This is a genomic window from Leclercia sp. 119287 (assembly GCF_009734485.1).
GTDB classification, from domain to species: domain Bacteria; phylum Pseudomonadota; class Gammaproteobacteria; order Enterobacterales; family Enterobacteriaceae; genus Enterobacter; species Enterobacter adecarboxylatus_C.
The window spans coordinates 2,023,161-2,044,627 of the sequence record NZ_CP046445.1 but is presented as its reverse complement, the minus strand read 5'-3'; the positions used below and the strand labels follow the sequence as shown (position 1 = coordinate 2,044,627).

Below are 21,467 nucleotides of genomic sequence, written 5' to 3'. Positions count from 1 at the left end.
CGGCAGATTGCCACAATCACGTCTCATTTTTTTACGATCGGGCATTTCGATGAAACGTGTTTCTCACCTGACCGCGCTGACCGCCGCTTTAGGTCTCGCCTCTTTTTCAACCCTGGCCGCTGACATGGCGCACTCCCTGACGCTGACGAAGCTTCAGCAGCAGCAAGGTTCGATTATTGATACCCGCGCCAGCGCCTTTTACAACGGCTGGCCGCAGACCCTGAACGGCCCATCCGGCCACGAGCCTGCCGCCCTTAATCTTTCCGCCAGCTGGCTGGGAGCGATGAACGAGACCCAGCTGAAAGCCTGGGCGTCGCAGCATCAGCTGACCCCGACCACTCCGGTTGCCTTATACGGCAGCGACAGCGATAACCAGGCCGTCCAGGCCTGGCTGAATCAGGCGGGTTTCAGCCAGGTCACGTTGCTGAGCGATGCCCTGAAAAACCCGGCGCGTCTCCAGCGCCTCGCCCACTTCGAACAGCTGGTCTACCCGCAGTGGCTGAACCAGCTCCAGCAGGGCAAGACGGTGACCGCCGCCCCTGCCGGGGAGTGGAAAGTGATTGAAGCCGCCTGGGGCGCACCTAAATTTTATCTGCTGAGCCATATTCCCGGCGCAGGCTATATCGACACCAACGAGGTGGAAAGCGAGCCGCTGTGGAACAAAGTTTCCGATGCCGATCTGAAGGCGATGCTGGCAAAACATGGGATCCGCCATGACACCACGGTGATCCTCTACGGCCGCGACGTCTATGCCGCCGCGCGCGTGGCGCAGATCATGCTGTACGCCGGGGTGAAAGATGTGCGCCTGCTGGATGGCGGCTGGAAGGCCTGGAGCGAAGCAAACCTGCCGGTCGAACGCGGGACGCCAGGCAAAGTGTCGCCAGCGGCCGATTTTGGCGCGCCGATCCCCGGTCAGCCGCAGCTGATGCTGAATACCGAACAGGCCCGCGGCCTGCTGCATCGTAAGGATGCCTCTTTGGTGAGCGTTCGCTCATGGCCGGAGTTTACCGGCGTGACCAGCGGCTACAGCTATATCAAGCCAAAAGGTGAGATCGCGGGCGCACGCTGGGGTCATGCCGGGAGCGACTCGACCCATATGGAAGATTTCCATAATCCGGATGGCACCATGCGCAGCGCTGACGATATCGCCGCCATGTGGAAGCAGTGGAACATTCTGCCGGACCAGCAGGTGGCCTTTTACTGCGGCACCGGCTGGCGGGCATCAGAAACCTTCATGTATGCCCGGGCGATGGGCTGGAAAAATGTCGGCGTTTACGACGGCGGCTGGTACGAATGGAGCAGTAACCCGCAGAACCCGGTGGCGACCGGTGAACGCGGGCCAGAGAGCTCACTCTGATCCCGGCTGGCGCTGAACATCCTTCAGCGTCATATAGCCACTCCAGATGCGCGTTGCGGTGGTGAGCCAGCACAACGCGCCAAACACCCAGGCCAGCCACGCAAAGTGCGCCGGGAACAGGCAGCAAAGCACAAACAGCAGAATAGTTTCTGTTCCTTCCGTCAGCCCGCCCAGATAGTAAAACGACTTGTGGGCGTAGCCCGGATTGTCGATGTTGTGCTTCGCCGCCAGCGCCGCAAACGCCAGAAAGCTGCTGCCGGTGCCGATGAAGGCGAACAGCAGCCAGGCGGCTGGCAGCGCATTCACCACAGGATCCGCCAGGGCAAAGCCAAAGGGCACCAGAGCATAAAAGAGAAAATCGAGGGCGATATCGAGAAAGCCCCCGGCATCGGTTAACCCGCGCCGCCGCGCCAGCGCCCCGTCCAGCCCGTCCAGCAACCGGTTCAGCACAATCGCCACCAGCGCCGCCAGATACCAGCCCAGCGCCAGAAACGGCAGGGCCAGCACTCCCATAGCAAAGCCGATCAGCGTAATGCCGTCCGGAGCAATCCCCGGTTTATCCAGCGTCATCACCAGCCGGTTAAGCAGCGGTTTCAGGCGCGGATGGAGGTGACGGTCAAGCATCGTGTTTTTCTCCGGGCATGGCGCACAACCCTTGCGAAGGGATATCCAGCGCGGCATTGAAGCGCGCAGAGAGGTTCTGAAACGCGAGCAGTGCGGTCATCTCCGTGATCGCCTCATCGCTGAAGTGTTGGCGCAACGCCGCTTTGAGGGCATCGTCCACCACCGGCGGGGTGGCAGTAACCGCCTCGGCATAGGCCAGCGCGGCACGCTCTTCATCGCTGAATATGGGACTGTCGCGCCATGTCGCGACGGCCTGCACCTTCTCCAGACCACCGCAGCGTTCCGCCAGACGCAGCGCATTGGCATCGATGCAGAACGCGCAGTGGCACACCTGCGAGACGCGGGTCATCAGCAGCGAACGCAGCACCGGGTTGAGAGGCGATTTTTTGCGCTCCAGAAAGCCGACAAACAGCGCCACCAGCCAGAACAGCCGGGGCATTCTCCCCCACCAGCGCAGCGGATTGAGCACCGCGCCATAATGTTTTTTCTGCATCCTGGCGATTGGCGTTAGACTGGCGGGGATGGATTCGATGGGTTTAACCCAGGCTGGTGGTAACTCTTTCACAGGATGCTCCCTGGTCGCTAATAAGTACGTAGATCCTAACGCTTTCTCTCTTAACCATTATTGACGACCATGCTAAAAACACTCGATGTTGTTTGCGCTATTCTCGAACGGGATGGCAAGATTTTACTGGCGCAGCGCCCGCTGCATGCGGATCAGCCCGGACTGTGGGAGTTTGCCGGCGGCAAAGTGGAGGCCGGGGAAACGCAGCCCGAGGCCCTGGCGCGCGAGCTGCGCGAGGAGCTGGGCATCGAGGCCCGGCCCGCGCGGTATATCGCCAGCCACCAGCGGGAAGTATCCCTGCGGCTGATTAACCTGCACGCCTGGCACGTCCCGACGTTTACCGGCACGCCCGAAACGCACTACCACAGCCAGCTGGTGTGGTGCTCCCCGCGCGAGGCGCTGGGCTACGATCTCGCCCCAGCGGATATTCCTCTGCTGGAAGCCTTTATTCTCTTACACGACGCCAGACCAGCGGATTGGTGCTGATCGCCTGCGGATCGCGCTGACACTGCAACAACACGCCCTCGGCTTTTACCACCGATCCTTCTGAATAGTTCTGATCCTGATAGATGCAGCACTGGTTGCACGGCGGCGGGCGCTGACCGCTGGAGCTGAAGATCTCCGGCGGGATATTCACATCCACACCCCCGGTACTAAATCGCTGGTCGGCCTGACTGCCGGCCGCGAAAACCCCAAGCAAAACAGCCATTACAATACGCTTCATAGACGTCTCTTCCTGTTGTGTCCTGACAATGACTATAACGGTAAACCTGCCGACAAACTTTAATCCCGCCGATCATCGTTTTTTATTATGACCCGGCGCGTTTAATGAATTTAACTTGAGGGCGAAATTTAGCTTGCGTCACAAAGCCCATCGGGTGGTATAGTCGAAAAACACAACATCATGCATATATTTGTTACAAATAAAATAATCCCAAAATATTAGAGGAACTTATAGTTATGGACCAGGCTTGCTCCCTTGAATCCTTTCTAAACCGTGTTCAACAGCGCGATCCGAATCAGAGTGAATTCGCTCAGGCCGTGCGTGAAGTGATGACCACCCTCTGGCCATTTCTGGAACAAAACCCCCGCTATCGTCAGATGTCCCTGCTTGAACGCCTGGTTGAACCAGAACGCGTGATCCAGTTCCGCGTGGTATGGGTGGACGACCGCAATCAGGTCCAGGTCAACCGCGCCTGGCGTGTCCAGTTCAGCTCCGCGATCGGCCCGTTCAAAGGCGGGATGCGTTTCCACCCGTCGGTTAACCTGTCGATCCTGAAGTTCCTCGGCTTTGAACAAACCTTTAAAAATGCCCTGACCACCCTGCCTATGGGCGGCGGCAAAGGCGGCAGCGATTTTGATCCGAAAGGCAAGAGCGAAGGCGAAGTGATGCGCTTCTGCCAGGCGCTGATGACCGAACTGTATCGTCACCTGGGCGCGGATACCGACGTACCGGCCGGGGATATCGGCGTGGGCGGGCGCGAAGTGGGCTTTATGGCCGGGATGATGAAAAAACTCTCCAACAACAGCGCCTGCGTCTTCACCGGGAAAGGTCTCTCCTTCGGCGGCAGCCTGATCCGCCCGGAAGCCACCGGTTACGGTCTGGTCTACTTTACTGAAGCGATGCTGAAGCGTCACGGTATGAGCTTCGACGGGATGCGCGTCGCGGTATCCGGCTCCGGCAACGTGGCCCAGTACGCTATCGAGAAAGCAATGGAGTTGGGCGCCCGGGTGATCACCGCCTCCGACTCCAGCGGCACCGTGGTTGATGAAGCAGGCTTCACCACTGAAAAACTGGCGCGCCTGTGCGAAATCAAAGCCAGCCGTGACGGTCGCGTGGCCGATTATGCCCGCGAATTCGGTCTGACCTACCTTGAAGGCAAACAGCCGTGGGCCGTGCCGGTTGATATCGCCCTGCCATGCGCCACCCAGAACGAATTGGATATTGATGCAGCGCACCAGCTGATCGCCAACGGCGTAAAAGCGGTTGCGGAAGGGGCTAACATGCCAACCACCATCGAAGCCACCGACCTGTTCCTGCAGGCTGGCGTGCTGTTCGCACCGGGTAAAGCGGCAAACGCCGGCGGTGTGGCAACCTCAGGTCTGGAGATGGCGCAGAACGCCGCGCGTATGGGCTGGAAAGCCGAGAAAGTGGATGCGCGTCTGCATCACATCATGCTGGATATTCACCACGCCTGCGTCGAGTACGGCGGAGAAGAGAAGCAGACCAACTATGTCCGCGGTGCGAACATTGCCGGGTTTGTGAAGGTCGCGGATGCGATGATGGGTCAGGGTGTGATCTGATTCTGTGGCTGTGCCGGGTGGCGCTGCGCTTACCCGGCCTACGGTTCGTGCTTTTGCAGGCCGGGTAAGGCGTAGCCGCCACCCGGCAACTCCTCAGGCCGCACTCTTCTTCTTAAACTTTTTCTTCTTGTCGCCACCCGGCGCAACCATGCCGCGAAAATCTCTGACCGAGGTATTCCGCGCCTGGTTGATCAGATCGAATAACGTGCCCACCAGCGGCTGCATAAAATCCTGATAACGACACTGTTTTTCGCTGATCTGAGTCAGCACCGACTCCCAGTGCGCGGTCATGTCCGGGCGGGCGGCCATCTCCGGCAGGGAGTGGATCAACGCCTTTCCGGCATCCGTCGCGTGGATATAACGCCCTTTCTTGTGCAGAAAACCGCGTTTAAACAGCAGCTCGATGATCCCGGCGCGAGTCGCTTCCGTCCCCAGCCCGTCGGTGGCACGCAGGATTTTCTTCAGATCTTTATCCTGCACAAACCGGGCAATACCGGTCATTGCTGAGAGGATCGTGGCGTCGGTGAAGTGTCGCGGCGGCTGGGTCTGTCGCTCCACCACTTCGCCCTTCTCGCACAATAGTTCGTCGTCTTTTTTCACCACCGGCAGCGGCGTGCCGTCGTTCTCCTCGTCACGCTCTTTATTGCCCAGCAGCGTGCGCCAGCCCGCTTCGGCGAGGAAACGCGCCTTGGCGATAAACTTGCCTTTGGCGATCTCCAGCTCAATAACGCACTTGCGGAACAGGGCATCCGGGCAGAACTGCATCAGATACTGACGGGCGACGAGGTTATAGACCTTCGATTCGTTCTCGGTCAGATTGACCTTGCTGCTGCGCGCCGTCGGGATGATGGCGTGGTGGGCATCCACCTTCTTATCGTCCCAGCAGCGGTTGCGGGTATCCGGATTGACCACCGGCTGCGGCAGTAAATCGGGCGCGTGGGCGGCAATGGCGTTCAGCACCGCGTGGCGTCCGGCGAAATGCTCCTCCGGCAGGTAGCGGCTGTCGGAACGCGGATAGGTGATCAGCTTGTGCGTTTCATACAGCTTCTGGCAGATATCGAGCACGTTTTGCGCGCTCAGGCCATAGCGTTTTGCCGCCTCGATCTGCAGGGCAGAAAGGGAAAACGGCAGCGGAGCAGGTTCCGATTCCCGTTTATCGTTATAGCTGGTGACGACGGCGGTCTGGCCCTCAATACGGGTCACCACGTGGTCGGCCAGCGGACGATGCAGCAGGCGCCCCTCTTCATCCTGATAAGGTTCGCAGGCCTCGCTCGGCTGCCAGATGGCGGTAAAACGTTCGTCCTTCGGGGTAACGATGTGGGCTTTCACTTCGAAGAAATCTTTGGCGACAAAGTTCTCGATCTCTTCATCGCGGCGCACCACCAGCCCCAGCACCGGAGTCTGCACGCGACCCACCGAGAGCACCCCCTGATAACCGGCGTTACGCCCGAGAATGGTGTAGGCGCGGGTCATGTTGATGCCGTACAGCCAGTCGGCGCGGGCGCGAGCCAGGGCGGAGACGCACAGCGGCACAAACTCGCTGTTGGATCGCAGACGCGAGATGGCACGCTCCACCGCCTGCGGGTTGAGATCGTTGATCAGACAGCGCTGCACCTGGCGGCGTTTCTCTGGCGAGAGGTTCAGGTAATCCAGCACCTCGTCCACCAGCAGTTGCCCCTCCCTGTCCGGGTCACCGGCGTGGATCACTTCTGCGGCGTCATTCAGCAGGCGCTTAATGACGTTGAGCTGTTTGGTGACCGTCGGGCGCGGCTGCAGCTGCCACTTTTCCGGCACGATGGGCAGATCGTTGAGATTCCAGCGCGCGTAGCGGCTGTCGTAAGCGTCCGGCTGGGCCTGCTCCAGCAGGTGACCGATACACCAGGTGACCACCTGCCCGTTCCCGCACTCGATATAGCCATCGCCCTTGCGATGCGGCTTGGGTAACACATCCGCGATCGCCCGGGCGAGGCTGGGTTTTTCGGCAATAAATAACCGCATTGAATTAACGGATCTCAATCATCGGACGGCCGCCGCGGGCGGTCACCAGCTCGCCGATGGCGGTCAGGGTGATACCGAACTCAGCGGCGGTCGCCTGGACTTCGGCTTCTGCCTCCGGCGTGACCGCCAGCAACAGGCCGCCGGACGTCTGGGGATCGCACAGCAGATCGCGCCACTCGGCAGGCATCTCGCCCATCAGGTGGCCGTAGCTGGCGAAGTTACGCTGCGTGCCGCCCGGCACGGCACCCTGGGCAATATAGTCTTCCACGCCCGGCAGCTTCGGCACGTCCTGATACCAGACCTGGGCCTGCACGCCTGCCCCCTGGCACACTTCGCTCAGATGGCCCAGCAGGCCAAAGCCGGTGACGTCGGTCATTGCCTTCACGCCCTCAATGTTCGCAAAGGCGGCACCGGCGAGGTTCATCTGGCACATCACCTCCGTTGCCAGCCCTTTGTGCTCCGGCTGCAACAGGGATTTTTTCTCGGCGGTGGTGAGCACGCCAATGCCCAGCGGCTTGGTGAGGAACAGCTTGCAGCCCGCTTCGGCGGTGCTGTTGCGTTTAACGCGTTCCGTCGGTACCACACCGGTGACCGCCAGGCCGAAAATGGGCTCCGGGGCATCAATGGAGTGGCCACCCGCCAGGGCGATCCCCGCCTGCTGGCAGGCGAAGCGTCCGCCCTCGATCACCTCGCGGGCGATCTCCGGGGCCAGGGTATTAATTGGCCAGCCGAGGATCGCAATCGCCATGATCGGCTTTCCGCCCATGGCGAAGATGTCGCTGATAGCGTTGGTGGCGGCAATGCGCCCAAAGTCGTACGGGTTATCGACGATCGGCATAAAGAAATCGGTGGTACTGATAACGCTGGTGCCGTTACCTAAATCGTAGACCGCGGCATCGTCGCGGGTTTCGTTACCCACAAGCAGGTTCGGGTCGACAAACTTCGCCTGCTCGCTATGCAGAATGGTTTCCAGCACTTTGGGGGAAATTTTACAACCGCAACCGGCTCCATGGCTGTATTGCGTTAAACGAATGGCTTGCTCGCTCATGACAATCTCCTTTCATTACAATTGCACTATGTTAGCGCTCATTCCATTAAGTGATAAGTATGACTGTCTGAATTCTGCGGCAGTTGTTCAGGATCCAGACAGTTTTTGCGCCGGGGATCAGAAATGAGTGACAAACGACCCGGTGTCGGGCACGGAGACGGTGGTCGAGGCTTTCAGCTGCGGGGTACCCAGATAGAGGAAACCGACGATTTTGTCGTGTGCGCCGCAGTCCAGGCCTTCGCGGACCACCGGGCTGTCGGTTAATGCGCCGCTGCGCCAGATACCGTTGTAACCCTGGGCGACGGCAGCCATCTGCATAGCCATTACCGCACAGCCGGCAGACATCTCCTGCTCCCACACCGGCACTTTGTGCTGCGGCTGGCATTTGGCGACCACGGCGATAATCATCGGCGCGCGGAACGGCGCGTTGCGGGCTTTTTCAATCGCCTTTTCATCCTGTCCGGCGGCCACGGCCCCTTTCTCCAGCAGGGTACTGAAGCGCTCGCGTCCTTCACACTCTATGATAAAGAAGTGCCACGGCTGTAAGGTGCCGTGATCCGGGGCGCGCATCCCGGCGCGAAGAATGTTGTCCAGCTGTTCGCCTGCCGGGGCGGGCTCGGTCAGACGCGCCGCGCTTCGGCGGTTAACAAGCAGTTCGAGTGCATCCATGGGGTTACTCCTGTCTTGAAATTTACTCAAAATTAACACGACGGCAGATTTTGTTACAGCGTGGCAGGCGATTCCTGCTGACAAGTGGCGGTCGGGTCATTACGATAGCCCGACAACACCGTCCAGTGGCGACGGGAAGGTAATTATCTGGACAGGGAGAATACATGCGAACCCTCTGGCGACTGTTTGCCGGCTTTTTTAAATGGACGTGGCGTCTGCTGAATTTCGTCCGAAATCTGGTGATGAACATTTTCTTCATCCTTATTCTGATGGTTTGCGTGGGCGTGTGGATGCACCTCAGCACCAACAACCAGGCTCAGAGCGCCGGGCGCGGCGCGCTGTTGCTGGATATCGCAGGGGTCGTGGTCGATAAACCCTCCACCAGCAACCGTCTTGGGGTACTGGGCCGCCAGCTGTTTGGCGCCAGCAGCGACCGTCTGCAGGAAAACTCGCTGTTCGATATCGTCGATGCTATTCGTCAGGCGAAGGATGACCGCAACATCACCGGCATCGTGCTGGATCTGAAGAACTTTGCCGGAGCGGATCAGCCTTCCATGCAGTACATCGGTAAAGCGCTGCGTGAGTTCCGCGACAGCGGCAAACCGGTGATTGCGGTGGGCGATAACTACAGCCAGGGGCAGTACTATCTGGCAAGCTTTGCCAATAAAGTGTGGCTCTCGCCGCAGGGCACCGTCGATCTGCACGGTTTCGCCACCAATGGCCTCTATTACAAATCGCTGCTCGATAAGCTGAAAGTCACGACCCATGTCTTCCGCGTCGGGACCTATAAATCTGCCGTAGAGCCGTTTATCCGCGACGATATGTCTCCTGCCGCCCGTGAAGCGGATAGCCGCTGGATTGGCGAGCTGTGGCAGCACTATCTCGCCACCGTCGCCGCCAACCGCCAGATCGCTCCGGAGCAGGTCTTCCCGGGTGCGCAGGGCGTGCTGGATGGGCTGCGTAAAGTCGATGGCGATACCGCGAAGTATGCGCTGAACAGCAAGCTGGTGGATGCCCTGGGCTCCAGCGCCGAAATTGAAAAGTCCCTGACTAAGCAGTTCGGCTGGAGCAAAGAGGACAAGAACTACAGCGCCATCAGCTTCTATGATTATCAGGCGAAAAAACCGGCCGATACCGGTGACAGCATTGCCGTGGTCTTCGCTAACGGGGCGATCATGGATGGCGAAGAGACGCCGGGCAACGTCGGGGGTGATACCACCGCCGCACAGATCCGCGATGCGCGTCTCGATCCGAAAGTGAAAGCCATTGTCCTGCGGGTGAACAGCCCGGGCGGCAGCGTCAGCGCATCGGAAGTGATCCGCGCGGAACTGTCAGCGGCCCGCGCCGCCGGTAAACCGGTGGTGGTTTCCATGGGCGGCATGGCGGCATCCGGTGGTTACTGGATCTCGACCCCGGCGAACTACATCGTGGCGAACCCAAGCACCCTGACCGGCTCCATCGGCATCTTCGGCGTCATTAACACCGTAGAGAACAGCCTCGACTATCTGGGCGTGCATACCGACGGCGTGGCGACCTCGCCGCTGGCGGATATTGCCATCACCAAAGCACTGCCGCCGGAAGTGTCACAGATGATGCAGCTCAGCATTGAGAACGGCTATAAGCGCTTTATCAGCCTGGTGGCCGACTCCCGTAAGCAGACCCCGGCGCAGATCGACCAGATTGCCCAGGGCCACGTCTGGACCGGCCAGGATGCGAAATCCAACGGGCTGGTGGATAACCTGGGCGATTTCGATGACGCCGTGGCCAAGGCCGCCGAACTGGCGAAGCTGAAGCAGTGGCATATCGACTTCTATCAGGATGAGCCGACCTTCATCGATTTGGTGATGGACAGCTTCTCCGGCTCGGTCAAAGCCATGCTGCCGGACGCGCTGCAGGCATATCTGCCGGCGCCGGTCGCCTCGGCGGCGAAGGCAGTTAAAGCGGAGGGCGACAAGCTGGCCGCCTTTAACGATCCGCAAAACCGCTACGCGTTCTGCCTCACCTGCGCTAACGTACGTTAATCTCCATCCCCTCTTCTGCGAAGAGGGGATTTTTCTTTGAAGCCCAAGAACATTACATCATGCAAAAGAAATCAATCTATGTGGCCTATACCGGCGGTACCATCGGTATGCAGCGCTCGGAAAATGGCTATATCCCGGTTTCGGGTCATCTGCAGCGCCAGCTGGCGTTAATGCCTGAGTTCCACCGCCCGGAGATGCCGGACTTCACCATCCACGAGTACGATCCGCTGATGGACTCTTCCGACATGACCCCGGAAGACTGGCAACATATCGCCGACGACATCAAGGCGCACTACGATCAATATGATGGCTTCGTGATCCTGCACGGCACCGACACCATGGCGTTTACCGCCTCGGCCCTCTCCTTCATGCTGGAAAACCTCAGCAAACCGGTGATCGTCACCGGCTCGCAGATCCCGCTGGCGGAGCTGCGTTCCGACGGGCAGATCAACCTGCTTAACTCGCTGTACGTGGCGGCCAACTTCCCGATTAACGAAGTGAGCCTGTTCTTCAACAACCGCCTGTATCGCGGCAATCGCACCACCAAAGCGCATGCGGACGGCTTTGATGCTTTTGCCTCACCCAATCTCTCTCCGCTGCTGGAAGCCGGGATCCATATCCGCCGCCTCGGTACCCCTCCCGCGCCGCATACTTCCGGCGAGTTGGTGGTGCACCCGATTACGCCGCAGCCGATTGGCGTGGTGACCATTTATCCGGGTATCTCCGCCGATGTGGTGCGTAATTTCCTGCGTCAGCCGGTAAAAGCGCTGATCCTGCGCTCCTACGGCGTGGGCAACGCCCCGCAAAACGGCGAGTTTCTGAAGGAGCTTCAGGAAGCGAGCAGCCGCGGCATCGTGGTGGTAAACCTGACCCAGTGCATGTCCGGCAAGGTGAACATGGGCGGCTATGCCACCGGTAACGCCCTGGCGCAGGCGGGGGTCGTGAGCGGATTCGACATGACGGTAGAAGCCACCCTGACTAAACTTCACTACTTACTGAGTCAGGATCTGGACGTGCAGTCGATTCGTACGGCGATGATGCAAAACCTGCGTGGCGAACTGACGCCAGACGAATAAGGAGTGAGCATGAAACAACGTGCCCTGTTACTGGTGGATTTACAGAATGACTTTTGCGCCGGCGGCGCGCTGGCGGTGGCGGAAGGCGACAGCACGGTAGACGTTGCCAACGCCCTGATCGAGTGGTGTAAAGCCCGCGGCGAAGCGGTAGTGGCCAGCCAGGACTGGCATCCGGCAGATCACGGCAGCTTTGCCAGCCAGCACAGCGTCGAGCCCTTCACTCAGGGCGAACTGGATGGCCTGCCGCAAACCTTCTGGCCCGATCACTGTGTGCAGCACACCGAAGGCGCAGAGCTGCATCCCCTGCTCAACAGCAAAGCCATTGACGCCATTTTCCAGAAAGGGGAAAACCCGAACATCGACAGCTACAGCGCCTTCTTTGATAACGGCCACCGGCAGAAAACCGGGCTGGATCAGTGGCTGCGCCATCACGAAATCGTGGAGCTAATCGTGATGGGGTTGGCGACCGATTACTGCGTCAAATTTACCGTGCTGGATGCGTTACAGCTGGGCTACCGGGTGAACGTGATCACCGACGGCTGTCGTGGGGTCAACATTCAGCGCCAGGACAGCGCGCAGGCATTTATGGATATGGCGGCGGAAGGCGCCACGCTTTATACGCTGGCGGACTGGCAGGAGACGCAGGCCTGATAGCCTTGTGCCGGGTGGCGGCTACGCCTTACCCGGCCTACAAAACCCACAGGCCCGTGCAAGCGTCAGCGCCGCCGGGCAAAACCCCGCCCCCCGTAGGCCCGTGCAAGCGCAGCGCCGCCGGGCAAAACCCCGCCCCCCGTAGGCCCGTGCAAGCGCAGCGCCGCCGGGCAAAACCCCGCCCACCGTAGGCCCGTGCAAGCGCAGCGCCGCCGGGCAAAACCCCGCCCCCCGTAGGCCCGTGCAAGCGCAGCGCCGCCGGGCAAAACCCCGCCCACCGTAGGCCCGTGCAAGCGCAGCGCCGCCGGGCAAAACCCCGCCCCCGTAGGCCCGTGCAAGCGCAGCGCCGCCGGGCAAAACCCCGCCCCCCGTAGGCCCGTGCAAGCGCAGCGCCGCCGGGCAAAACCCCGCCCCCGTAGGCCCGTGCAAGCGCAGCGCCGCCGGGCAAAACCCCGCCCCCCCGTAGGCCCGTGCAAGCGCAGCGCCGCCGGGCACAATTCTTATTAAGTCCCATAAGGTGAACTGCCTCGCACTCTCAGCGAGGCGGCAATGCTATTCTTTTTTGGCACTTTTTTCGCCACGCCATTACGTGGCGTGCTTGTTTTTTTACCGTCAAAATTGAAGAGGAATTGCTATGAAACGTTTGCCTTTGCTGGCAGCTTTACCCCTGCTCTGCGCGTCCGTTGCTTCCGCCAGCTCCCTGATGTCGGTGGGCTATTTTAACGGGGGTGGCGACGTCACCGCCGGACCGGGCGGAGATATCAACAAACTCGATGTGCGTCAGATCACCCACCTTAACTACTCGTTTGGCCTTATCTATAACGACGAGAAAGACGAAAGCAACCCGGCGCTAAAAGATCCGAACAAACTGCATCAAATCTGGCTCTCCCCAAAAGTCGCCGCCGATCTGGCTTTACTCCCAGTCCTGCGCAAACAAAACCCTGACCTCAAGGTGCTGCTCTCCGTGGGTGGCTGGGGGGCGCGTGGCTTCTCGGGGGCGGCATCGACCAAAGAGACTCGAGCCGTGTTCATCCGCTCAGCTCAGGAAATTGTCGATAAATACGGTCTCGACGGGATTGACCTCGACTGGGAGTTCCCGGTTAACGGCGCATGGGGACTGGTCGCCAGCAAGCCTGAGGACCGGGATAACTTTACCGCCCTGCTGAAAGAGCTGCGTGCTGCATTCGGGGATAAAAAACTGGTGACCATCGCCGTCGGTGCCAATGTGGAGAGCCCGAAAAGTTGGGTAGACGTTAAAGCGGTTGCGCCGTTACTTGATTACATCAACCTGATGACCTACGACATGGCGTACGGCACCCAGTACTTCAACGCCAACCTGTATGACTCCAGCGCCTGGCCCACCGTAGCCGCCGCGGATAAATACAGCGTGGACTTCGTGGTGAACAACTATCTGGCCGCCGGGCTGAAGCCGCAGCAGATGAACCTGGGTATCGGTTTCTATGGCCGGGTACCGAAGCGTGCCGTTGAGCCTGGCATCGACTGGAGCAAGCCGGATGCACAAAAAAATCCCGCGACTCAGCCTTATTTCGGCGCACAGCAGATCGAGCTGTTCAAATCGCTGGGCTACGATCTGACCAAAGACACCTATGTGAAGTACAACGATATCGTGAAGACGTTATTAAACGATCCGCAAAAACGCTTTACCGAGCAGTGGGATGACCAGGCCAAAGTGCCGTGGCTGTCGGTTAAGGGTGATGATGGCAAGGCGCTGTTTGCCCTGTCGTACGAAAACCCGCGGTCGGTGACCATCAAAGCGGAGTACATCAAAGAGAAAGGTCTGGCCGGTGCGATGTTCTGGGAGTACGGCGCGGATGACAACAACCAGTTGGCGAAGCAGTTAGCCGAGTCGCTGGGGATTAAGTAAAAATTAGCCCTCTCCCTGCGGGAGAGGGCATTAGCCCGCATGGTTACTGCATTTTCAGCGTCGCGATCGATTTTGGCGCGATGCCAAAATCCTCTTTCAGCTGTTGCTTACTCTTCATCACCATCTGACCCTGGGTGTCGATAGTCATGTGCTGCGCATCGGTATTATTGCGCGCCTGCCACAGCATCACTAACTGCAGACAGTTCTCTTTCTGCTCGGCGGTCAACGCCACGCCATCGGCCCATTTCCCTAGCTCCACTGCCGTGACCAGACGCTGATACACTTCCGGCGTCATGCCCTTAATCATCTCTTCAATATTCATGTTAAATCCGGCTCCGAAGGAATAATTTGCTGAATCGATTTTTCAGCCTTTCGTCTGGTCGCCATTCTGGTCATCAGTGAAGCTTAATGAGGCGGAATTGACGCAAAAACGCTCGCCTGTCGGCTGTGTGCCGTCCGGGAAGACGTGACCGAGATGGGCGTCACAGTTTCCACAGCGAATCTCAATGCGCTCCATACCATGGCTGAAGTCCTTTAGATAGTGAATAGCCTCTTCACTTACCGGTTCATAAAAGCTTGGCCAACCACAGCCAGAATCATATTTGCTTTGGGAGTTAAACAGCGCAGCGTCACACACCAGGCAGTGGTAGACACCATCCCGTTTGTTATGCAGCAGACGCCCGGTAAACGGCGGTTCCGTACCGTGGTTTTGCGTCACGTAGAACTGCATTTCTGTGAGGTTTTTTTTCAGTTCATCGGGGTTTTGTTGATTCGACATAGGCTTACATCTCGCAGTTGAAACAGACAACTTTTACCCTCGATTCTAACAAAACATTAACACTGAAGTATGAACTTTTGTTCTAAACTTACTCGTTGCGTAGAGGCACTCAGACAAATGTGATCTACTCCACGTTTTTATGTGGTCAGCCCTTTAAAATTCCGTGCGCAGGCCCCATATGGGTGCAAGCTCCAAGGGAATGTGAGGTGGGTCAATCGAGCAAAGGTAGTGCGAAGGATTGATTTGTCGCAATGATTGACACGATTCCGCTTGACGCTGCGTAAGGTTTTTGTAATTTTACACGCAACCTTTTATTCACTAACAAATAGCTGGTGGAATATATGACTATCAAAGTAGGTATCAACGGTTTTGGCCGTATCGGCCGTATTGTTTTCCGTGCTGCTCAGGAACGTTCTGACATCGAAATCGTTGGTATCAACGATCTGTTAGACGCTGAATACATGGCGTACATGCTGAAGTACGACTCAACTCACGGTCGTTTCAACGGCACCGTTGAAGTGAAAGACGGCCACCTGGTTGTCAACGGCAAAACCATCCGTGTTACTGCTGAAAAAGATCCAGCTAACCTGAAGTGGAACGAAATCGGTGTTGACGTTGTTGCTGAAGCAACCGGTATCTTCCTGACCGACGAAACTGCGCGTAAGCACATCACCGCTGGCGCGAAAAAAGTTGTTCTGACTGGTCCATCCAAAGACAACACCCCAATGTTCGTTAAAGGCGCTAACTTCGAGAAGTATGCTGGCCAGGACATCGTTTCTAACGCATCCTGTACCACCAACTGCCTGGCGCCACTGGCTAAAGTTATCAACGACAACTTCGGTATCGTTGAAGGCCTGATGACCACCGTTCACGCTACCACCGCTACTCAGAAAACCGTTGATGGCCCGTCTCATAAAGACTGGCGCGGCGGCCGCGGCGCAGCTCAGAACATCATCCCTTCTTCTACCGGTGCTGCTAAAGCAGTTGGCGTAGTTCTGCCAGAGCTGAACGGCAAACTGACTGGTATGGCGTTCCGCGTTCCTACTCCTAACGTATCTGTTGTTGACCTGACCGTTCGTCTGGAAAAAGCAGCAAGCTACGAAGAAATCAAGAAAGCAATCAAAGCGGCTTCTGAAGGCGCAATGAAAGGCGTTCTGGGTTACACCGAAGACGACGTTGTTTCTACCGATTTCAACGGCGAAGTGTGCACTTCCGTGTTCGATGCTAAAGCAGGTATCGCACTGAACGACAACTTCGTGAAACTGGTTTCCTGGTACGACAACGAAACCGGTTACTCTAACAAAGTTCTGGACCTGATCGCTCACATCTCCAAATAAGTTGAGATGAGAAACTGATCCAAAAAGGCGACCTCGGTCGCCTTTTTTTATGGCATTAGAGACAGAGGATTGCGTAATGATTAAAACAATTTTTGCACTTCCGGTAGTCGAACAACTTACCCCTGTGCTTTCCCGTCGTCAGATTGATGATGTCGAAGTCATCGTGATTGAACATCCGCAGGTTAAGGCTTCTGTCGCCCTCCAGGGCGCGCATCTGCTCTCCTGGCAGCCAGAAGGTGAAGTGGAAGCGCTGTGGCTGAGCGACATCACCTCCTTTAAAAAAGGGGCGGCAATCCGCGGCGGCGTACCAATCTGCTGGCCGTGGTTTGGCCCGGCTACCGAACAGGGCCTGCCGTCGCACGGTTTTGCCCGCAACCTGCCGTGGACGCTGAAAGCCCATAACGAAGATGAATCCGGCGTGGTGCTGACCTTTGAACTGCAAAGCGACGACGAGACCCGCAAACTGTGGCCGCACGACTTTACCCTGTACGCCCGCTTCAAGTTAGGTAAAACCTGCGAGATCGAGCTGGAAGCGCACGGTGAATTTGAGACCACCTCTGCCCTGCACACCTACTTCAACGTCGGCGATATCGCTGCCGTAACGGTGAACGGCCTCGGCGATAGCTTTATCGACAAAGTGGATAATGCGAAAGAGGGCAAACTCAACGACGGCTCACAGACATTCCCGGATCGTACTGACCGCGTCTACCTGAACCCGGAAGCCTGCAGCGTCATTGAAGATACCGTGCTGAATCGCGCGATTGAAGTGATCCATCATCATCACAGCAACGTGGTGGGCTGGAACCCGGGCCCGGCGCTGTCAGTGAGCATGGGCGACGTTCCGGACGACGGCTATAAGACCTTTGTTTGCGTGGAAACCGCCTGCGTCAGCGAACCGCAAACCGCGACGGAAGAGAAACCTTCCCGTCTGGGACAGACGATTCACATTGTGAAGCGTTAATCCCCTATCCTTGCCCTCTCCATGTTGAGAGGGCATTACGCTCACTTCACACCATGTCTAACGCCGTTTTCTGTTCAGGCGCCGGGAAGGCCGCATCCAGCTGCTTTAACGCCTCCGCAGAGAGCGAAATGCCCTGCGCGCCCGCATTCTCTTCCACATGCTTAATGGATGACGCTTTCGGGATAGCCACGACCCCGCGATGACTTATCACCCACGCCAGCAGAACCTGCGCCGCCGTGATCTGATACTCCTGCGCTATCGCATTCACTACCGGATGATTGAACAGCCCTGAGCGTAGCCGCCCGGCCTGCGCCAGCGGGCAATAGGCCATCACCGGCATCGACTGCTGCTGACACCATGGCAGCAGGTCATATTCGATACCGCGCGAGGCCAGATGGTACAGCACCTGATTGGCCGCGCAGGCCTGTCCGCCTGGCACCTGCCAAAGCTCCTGCATATCCGCATAGTCGAGGTTCGAGACGCCCCAGCGGCCAATTTTACCCTGCTGTTGCAGCGTCTCCATCAGCCGGACGGTCTCATCCAGGGCGTAATTCCCGCGCCAGTGCAGCAGATAAAGGTCAATATACTCGGTGCCGAGACGGCGCAGGCTGGCTTCGCAGGCGGCTATTCCTTTGTGCCCTCCGGCATTCCACGGGTAGACTTTGGAGACCAGAAACACCTCGTCGCGCAGGCCTTTGATCGCCTCGCCGACCACCTTTTCCGCGCCGCCGTCGGCATACATCTCGGCGGTATCAATCAGCGTCAGCCCGCGCTCAATGCCAGCCCGCAGGGCGTCCACTTCCTGGCGGCGCTGGCTCGCTTTTTCGCCCATGTACCAGGTACCCTGGCCAATGGCCGGAAGGACGATGTTGTTGCCAAAGTTAACGGTTTTTTCGCTCATCACATTCTCCTGTTTATCTGCACCACCCTAAAACAAACGGGGCTCAAGAGCCCCGTTGTGATGCACAAATTGCACAGTAAAAATGCACAATCAGAAACTCCAGGTCAGACCCACCGACATCAGCCCCGTCCAGGACTTATCGACCATCGGACTGTCCTTCACTTCGTCGCTCAGGCGGTTATAACGCCCCGTGGCGTAGACGTTCCAGTCAGGAGCAAATTTATAGCTGGCAGTCAGTTCCAGGTACGGGTTCCAGCCATCATCTGCGTCATAGCTATTCAGGCCGCTGCGACGGGACTCTTTATGGGACACGCCATAATAGTAGTCGTTGTAGTTTTCGCTGTGGTATTCCAGACCGATGCCCGGAGTCAGCGTCAGCCCGCCATTGGTGTAACGGTACAACCACGCCAGATCCCAGATATAGCCATTACTGTTATCAAGCGTATCGCCAGCCAGGGCGGTGCGCAGGAAACCGTATTCGGTGTTATGAACCCAGGAAACCCCCGCCATCATGGTGCTCTTACGTTTATCGAGCTGACGAAGCTGGTAGTTGTCGCTGTCGCCTGGCTTGAAGTGCGTTGGGTCGTAGTAGGCCATGACGGAGAGTTTGTCGGTCTGGTCGTTCCACAGATAGTAGCCACCGCCCAGCCCGCGGAACCAGAAATTATCACCTTCATAAGTGACAACCGGAACCGGATAGAAATCACGGTCATATTGTTTATAAGGGCTATTGATTACGCCGACACCAGCACCAACTGACCACTGATTTTCCGCGTATGCTGTACTCACTGAGGTGGCAACGATAATCCCCAGTGCCAGAAGTTTGAGTTTGGTCACAATCCATTCTTTCCTGTAGTCAAATAATCAGCGGGTGAAGTGTAACCGTCATTCCCCCCATTTCTCAAAATTTTTTGTCAGCTAATCAATTTGATTAACCCCTTATTTTGTTTGCGGCAAATGACGGAACGCTGTCAGCCAGATTACCGTTCAGTGAAGGAAGTCTCTTTGTCTGACAGGATTTGGCTGAATTTCTGGATGAGTTATTGATATGTCATTGAAATTAGATTTTGCGTGCAGGCAAGTTTTGCAAATGCCATCTACGCTTAATTTTAAGAAGCTGAATACCGAATCACCCCGCGGTTTTAGCGCCCGACCTGGCACACGGGTTGCTGCTCTGGCAGTGAGGTGCAACGGATCCCGCTTCCGGGAGCCTCTACTATTCATATGAACGGCTCTTTTCCTGTGCTAAAAAACGAAAGGACGGCATGCCATGAATATATTCGATCACTATCGCCAGCGCTATGAAGCTGCCAAGGACGAAGAGTTCACACTGCAGGAGTTTCTTACCATTTGTCGGCAAGATCGCAGTGCCTATGCCAATGCGGCAGAACGACTATTGATGGCTATTGGTGAGCCGAATATGGTTGATACTGCCCAGGAGCCACGGCTTTCCCGTCTGTTTTCGAATCGGGTCGTCGCCCGATATCCTGCGTTTGAAGAATTTTACGGCATGGAAGATGCCATCGAGCAGATTGTTTCCTACCTGAAGCACGCTGCTCAGGGTCTTGAAGAGAAGAAACAGATCCTGTATCTGCTGGGTCCCGTCGGCGGTGGTAAATCCTCGCTGGCTGAACGGCTGAAAGCGTTGATGCAGCGTGTACCGATTTACGTGCTCAGCGCCAACGGCGAACGCAGCCCGGTCAACGACCATCCGCTGTGCCTGTTTAACCCGCAGGAAGATGCGCAGATTCTGGATAAAGAGTACGGCATTCCTCGTCGCTATCTCGGCACTATTATGTCGCCGTGGGCCGCGAAGCGCCTGCATGAATTTGGCGGCGACATTACCAAATTCCGCGTGGTGAAAGCCTGGCCGTCCATTCTGGAACAGATTGCGATTGCTAAAACCGAACCGGGTGACGAGAACAACCAGGATATCTCTGCGCTGGTAGGTAAAGTGGACATCCGTAAACTGGAAAACCACGCGCAAAACGATCCTGATGCTTACGGTTATTCCGGTGCGCTGTGCCGCGCCAACCAGGGGATTATGGAGTTCGTCGAGATGTTTAAAGCGCCGATTAAGGTGCTGCATCCGCTGCTGACCGCAACCCAGGAGGGTAACTACAACGGTACGGAAGGGATCTCCGCCCTGCCGTTTAACGGGATTATTCTGGCGCACTCCAACGAATCGGAATGGGTTACCTTCCGAAACAACAAAAACAACGAGGCCTTCCTTGACCGTGTTTATATCGTCAAAGTGCCTTACTGCCTGCGGATCTCCGAAGAGATCAAGATTTACGAAAAACTGCTGAACCACAGTGAGCTGGTTCACGCCCCATGCGCCCCGGGAACCCTGGAAACGCTGTCGCGCTTCTCAATTCTGTCGCGCCTGAAAGAACCAGAAAACTCCAGCATCTATTCGAAAATGCGCGTCTATGACGGTGAAAGCCTGAAAGATACCGACCCGAAAGCGAAGTCCTACCAGGAGTATCGCGATTACGCCGGTGTGGATGAAGGGATGAACGGTCTCTCCACGCGCTTTGCGTTCAAAATCCTCTCCCGCGTGTTCAACTTTGACCATGCTGAAGTGGCCGCTAACCCGGTACATCTGTTCTACGTCCTGGAGCAGCAAATTGAGCGTGAACAGTTCCCGCAGGAGCAGGCTGAACGTTATCTGGAGTTCCTGAAAGGCTATCTGATCCCGAAATACGCCGAGTTCATTGGCAAAGAGATCCAGACCGCCTACCTGGAATCCTACTCCGAGTACGGGCAGAACATTTTTGACCGCTACGTTACCTATGCTGACTTCTGGATCCAGGATCAGGAGTATCGCGACCCGGATACCGGCCAGCTGTTTGACCGCGAGTCACTGAATGCGGAACTGGAAAAAATCGAGAAGCCTGCCGGGATCAGTAATCCGAAAGACTTCCGAAATGAGATCGTCAACTTTGTGCTGCGCGCCAGAGCGAACTTCAGCGGACGTAATCCAAACTGGACCAGCTACGAAAAACTGCGCACGGTTATTGAGAAGAAAATGTTCTCCAATACCGAGGAGCTGTTGCCGGTCATTTCCTTTAATGCCAAAACCTCAACCGACGAGCAGAAAAAGCACGACGATTTTGTCGACCGCATGATGGAGAAAGGTTACACCCGCAAACAGGTTCGCCTGCTCTGCGAATGGTACCTGCGCGTGCGTAAATCGTCTTAATAGCCCGAAAAGCCCGGCGGCGCGTTGCTTGCCGGGCCTACTACAATGTTCCGTAGGCCGGATAAGCGTCAGCGCCATCCGGCACTT

The 21,467-nt window shown here is 57.3% G+C and carries 20 protein-coding genes; 10 read left to right on the top strand and 10 right to left on the bottom strand.

Annotated features, from left to right (window positions below; genetic code table 11):
- Positions 1-49 precede the first annotated feature (49 nt).
- The gene (locus GNG27_RS09870; RefSeq protein WP_156263561.1) at positions 50-1,357 is read left to right on the top strand and encodes a rhodanese-like domain-containing protein; all 1,308 of its coding nucleotides are present in this window, start codon (positions 50-52) and stop codon (positions 1,355-1,357) included.
- Here GNG27_RS09870 and GNG27_RS09865 read toward each other — a convergent pair.
- Together GNG27_RS09865 and GNG27_RS09860 are read right to left on the bottom strand one after the other, a co-directional pair.
- Positions 1,349-1,981, bottom strand: a complete 633-nt coding sequence (locus GNG27_RS09865) for a CDP-alcohol phosphatidyltransferase family protein (protein WP_156263560.1) — start codon at positions 1,979-1,981, stop codon at positions 1,349-1,351. The two genes, GNG27_RS09870 and GNG27_RS09865, sit on opposite strands and share 9 nt — an antisense overlap.
- Entirely contained in the window at positions 1,974-2,546 is a 573-nt protein-coding gene (locus GNG27_RS09860) for a carboxymuconolactone decarboxylase family protein (protein ID WP_197090579.1), read from the bottom strand. Before GNG27_RS09860 ends, GNG27_RS09865 begins: the two co-directional genes overlap by 8 nt.
- A gap of 69 nt (positions 2,547-2,615) precedes the next feature.
- On the opposite strand from GNG27_RS09860, the gene GNG27_RS09855 reads away from it, so the two are divergent.
- Positions 2,616-3,032: a pyrimidine (deoxy)nucleoside triphosphate diphosphatase gene (locus tag GNG27_RS09855; protein WP_156263559.1), complete on the top strand. Its 417-nt coding sequence runs from the start codon at positions 2,616-2,618 to the stop codon at positions 3,030-3,032.
- On the opposite strand, the gene GNG27_RS09850 is transcribed toward GNG27_RS09855, so the two are convergent.
- The gene (locus GNG27_RS09850; RefSeq protein WP_142489146.1) at positions 2,992-3,270 is read right to left on the bottom strand and encodes a YnjH family protein; all 279 of its coding nucleotides are present in this window, start codon (positions 3,268-3,270) and stop codon (positions 2,992-2,994) included. The two genes, GNG27_RS09855 and GNG27_RS09850, sit on opposite strands and share 41 nt — an antisense overlap.
- 236 nt (positions 3,271-3,506) lie before the next feature.
- Between GNG27_RS09850 and gdhA the strand changes: the two genes are divergently transcribed.
- The gene (gene gdhA / locus GNG27_RS09845; RefSeq protein WP_142489145.1) at positions 3,507-4,850 is read left to right on the top strand and encodes an NADP-specific glutamate dehydrogenase; all 1,344 of its coding nucleotides are present in this window, start codon (positions 3,507-3,509) and stop codon (positions 4,848-4,850) included.
- A 93-nt stretch (positions 4,851-4,943) separates the two neighbouring features.
- On the opposite strand, the gene GNG27_RS09840 is transcribed toward gdhA, so the two are convergent.
- The 3 genes from GNG27_RS09840 to GNG27_RS09830 form a co-directional block, all read right to left on the bottom strand.
- Positions 4,944-6,848: a DNA topoisomerase III gene (locus GNG27_RS09840; protein WP_156263558.1), complete on the bottom strand. Its 1,905-nt coding sequence runs from the start codon at positions 6,846-6,848 to the stop codon at positions 4,944-4,946.
- A 4-nt stretch (positions 6,849-6,852) separates the two neighbouring features.
- Positions 6,853-7,896: a selenide, water dikinase SelD gene (gene selD, locus GNG27_RS09835; RefSeq protein WP_156263557.1), complete on the bottom strand. Its 1,044-nt coding sequence runs from the start codon at positions 7,894-7,896 to the stop codon at positions 6,853-6,855.
- Positions 7,897-8,013: 117 nt separating this feature from the next.
- A complete protein-coding gene (locus tag GNG27_RS09830) occupies positions 8,014-8,565 on the bottom strand; it encodes an NAD(P)H nitroreductase (RefSeq protein WP_156263556.1) in 552 nt (183 codons plus the stop codon).
- Positions 8,566-8,729: 164 nt separating this feature from the next.
- Here GNG27_RS09830 and sppA point away from each other — a divergent pair, with 164 nt between their 5' ends.
- The 4 genes from sppA to GNG27_RS09810 all read left to right on the top strand — a co-directional run bounded on the left by sppA (position 8,730) and on the right by GNG27_RS09810 (position 14,198).
- Positions 8,730-10,586, top strand: coding sequence for a signal peptide peptidase SppA (gene sppA / locus GNG27_RS09825; RefSeq protein WP_156263555.1), 1,857 nt, complete (start codon positions 8,730-8,732; stop codon positions 10,584-10,586).
- A 59-nt stretch (positions 10,587-10,645) separates the two neighbouring features.
- Positions 10,646-11,662: an asparaginase gene (ansA, locus tag GNG27_RS09820; protein ID WP_142489140.1), complete on the top strand. Its 1,017-nt coding sequence runs from the start codon at positions 10,646-10,648 to the stop codon at positions 11,660-11,662.
- 9 nt (positions 11,663-11,671) lie between these two features.
- On the top strand, positions 11,672-12,313 hold the full coding sequence (gene pncA, locus GNG27_RS09815) for a bifunctional nicotinamidase/pyrazinamidase (RefSeq protein WP_142489139.1): 642 nt from the start codon (positions 11,672-11,674) through the stop codon (positions 12,311-12,313).
- Positions 12,314-12,947: 634 nt separating this feature from the next.
- Positions 12,948-14,198 (top strand): glycoside hydrolase family 18 protein, encoded by a 1,251-nt coding sequence (locus GNG27_RS09810; protein ID WP_156263554.1) that lies wholly within the window; start codon positions 12,948-12,950, stop codon positions 14,196-14,198.
- Positions 14,199-14,241: 43 nt separating this feature from the next.
- On the opposite strand, the gene GNG27_RS09805 is transcribed toward GNG27_RS09810, so the two are convergent.
- Together GNG27_RS09805 and msrB are read right to left on the bottom strand one after the other, a co-directional pair.
- The gene (locus tag GNG27_RS09805) at positions 14,242-14,520 is read right to left on the bottom strand and encodes a YeaC family protein (protein WP_142489137.1); all 279 of its coding nucleotides are present in this window, start codon (positions 14,518-14,520) and stop codon (positions 14,242-14,244) included.
- Positions 14,521-14,562: 42 nt separating this feature from the next.
- Positions 14,563-14,976: a peptide-methionine (R)-S-oxide reductase MsrB gene (msrB, locus tag GNG27_RS09800; RefSeq protein WP_156263553.1), complete on the bottom strand. Its 414-nt coding sequence runs from the start codon at positions 14,974-14,976 to the stop codon at positions 14,563-14,565.
- A gap of 341 nt (positions 14,977-15,317) precedes the next feature.
- Between msrB and gapA the strand changes: the two genes are divergently transcribed.
- Both gapA and GNG27_RS09790 read left to right on the top strand, forming a co-directional pair.
- Entirely contained in the window at positions 15,318-16,313 is a 996-nt protein-coding gene (gene gapA, locus GNG27_RS09795; RefSeq protein WP_032617687.1) for a glyceraldehyde-3-phosphate dehydrogenase, read from the top strand.
- A gap of 76 nt (positions 16,314-16,389) precedes the next feature.
- Entirely contained in the window at positions 16,390-17,274 is an 885-nt protein-coding gene (locus GNG27_RS09790) for a D-hexose-6-phosphate mutarotase (RefSeq protein ID WP_142489135.1), read from the top strand.
- Between the two features lie 46 nt (positions 17,275-17,320).
- Here the strand turns inward: GNG27_RS09790 and GNG27_RS09785 are convergent, their stop codons facing one another.
- Positions 17,321-18,175, bottom strand: coding sequence for an aldo/keto reductase (locus GNG27_RS09785; RefSeq protein ID WP_156263552.1), 855 nt, complete (start codon positions 18,173-18,175; stop codon positions 17,321-17,323).
- Between the two features lie 90 nt (positions 18,176-18,265).
- The gene (locus tag GNG27_RS09780; protein WP_142489133.1) at positions 18,266-19,012 is read right to left on the bottom strand and encodes a MipA/OmpV family protein; all 747 of its coding nucleotides are present in this window, start codon (positions 19,010-19,012) and stop codon (positions 18,266-18,268) included.
- Between the two features lie 433 nt (positions 19,013-19,445).
- Between GNG27_RS09780 and yeaG the strand changes: the two genes are divergently transcribed.
- Positions 19,446-21,380 carry a protein kinase YeaG gene (yeaG, locus tag GNG27_RS09775; RefSeq protein WP_142489132.1) on the top strand — a complete coding sequence of 645 codons (1,935 nt, stop codon included), beginning with the start codon at positions 19,446-19,448 and terminating at the stop codon, positions 21,378-21,380.
- Positions 21,381-21,467: the final 87 nt, after the last annotated feature.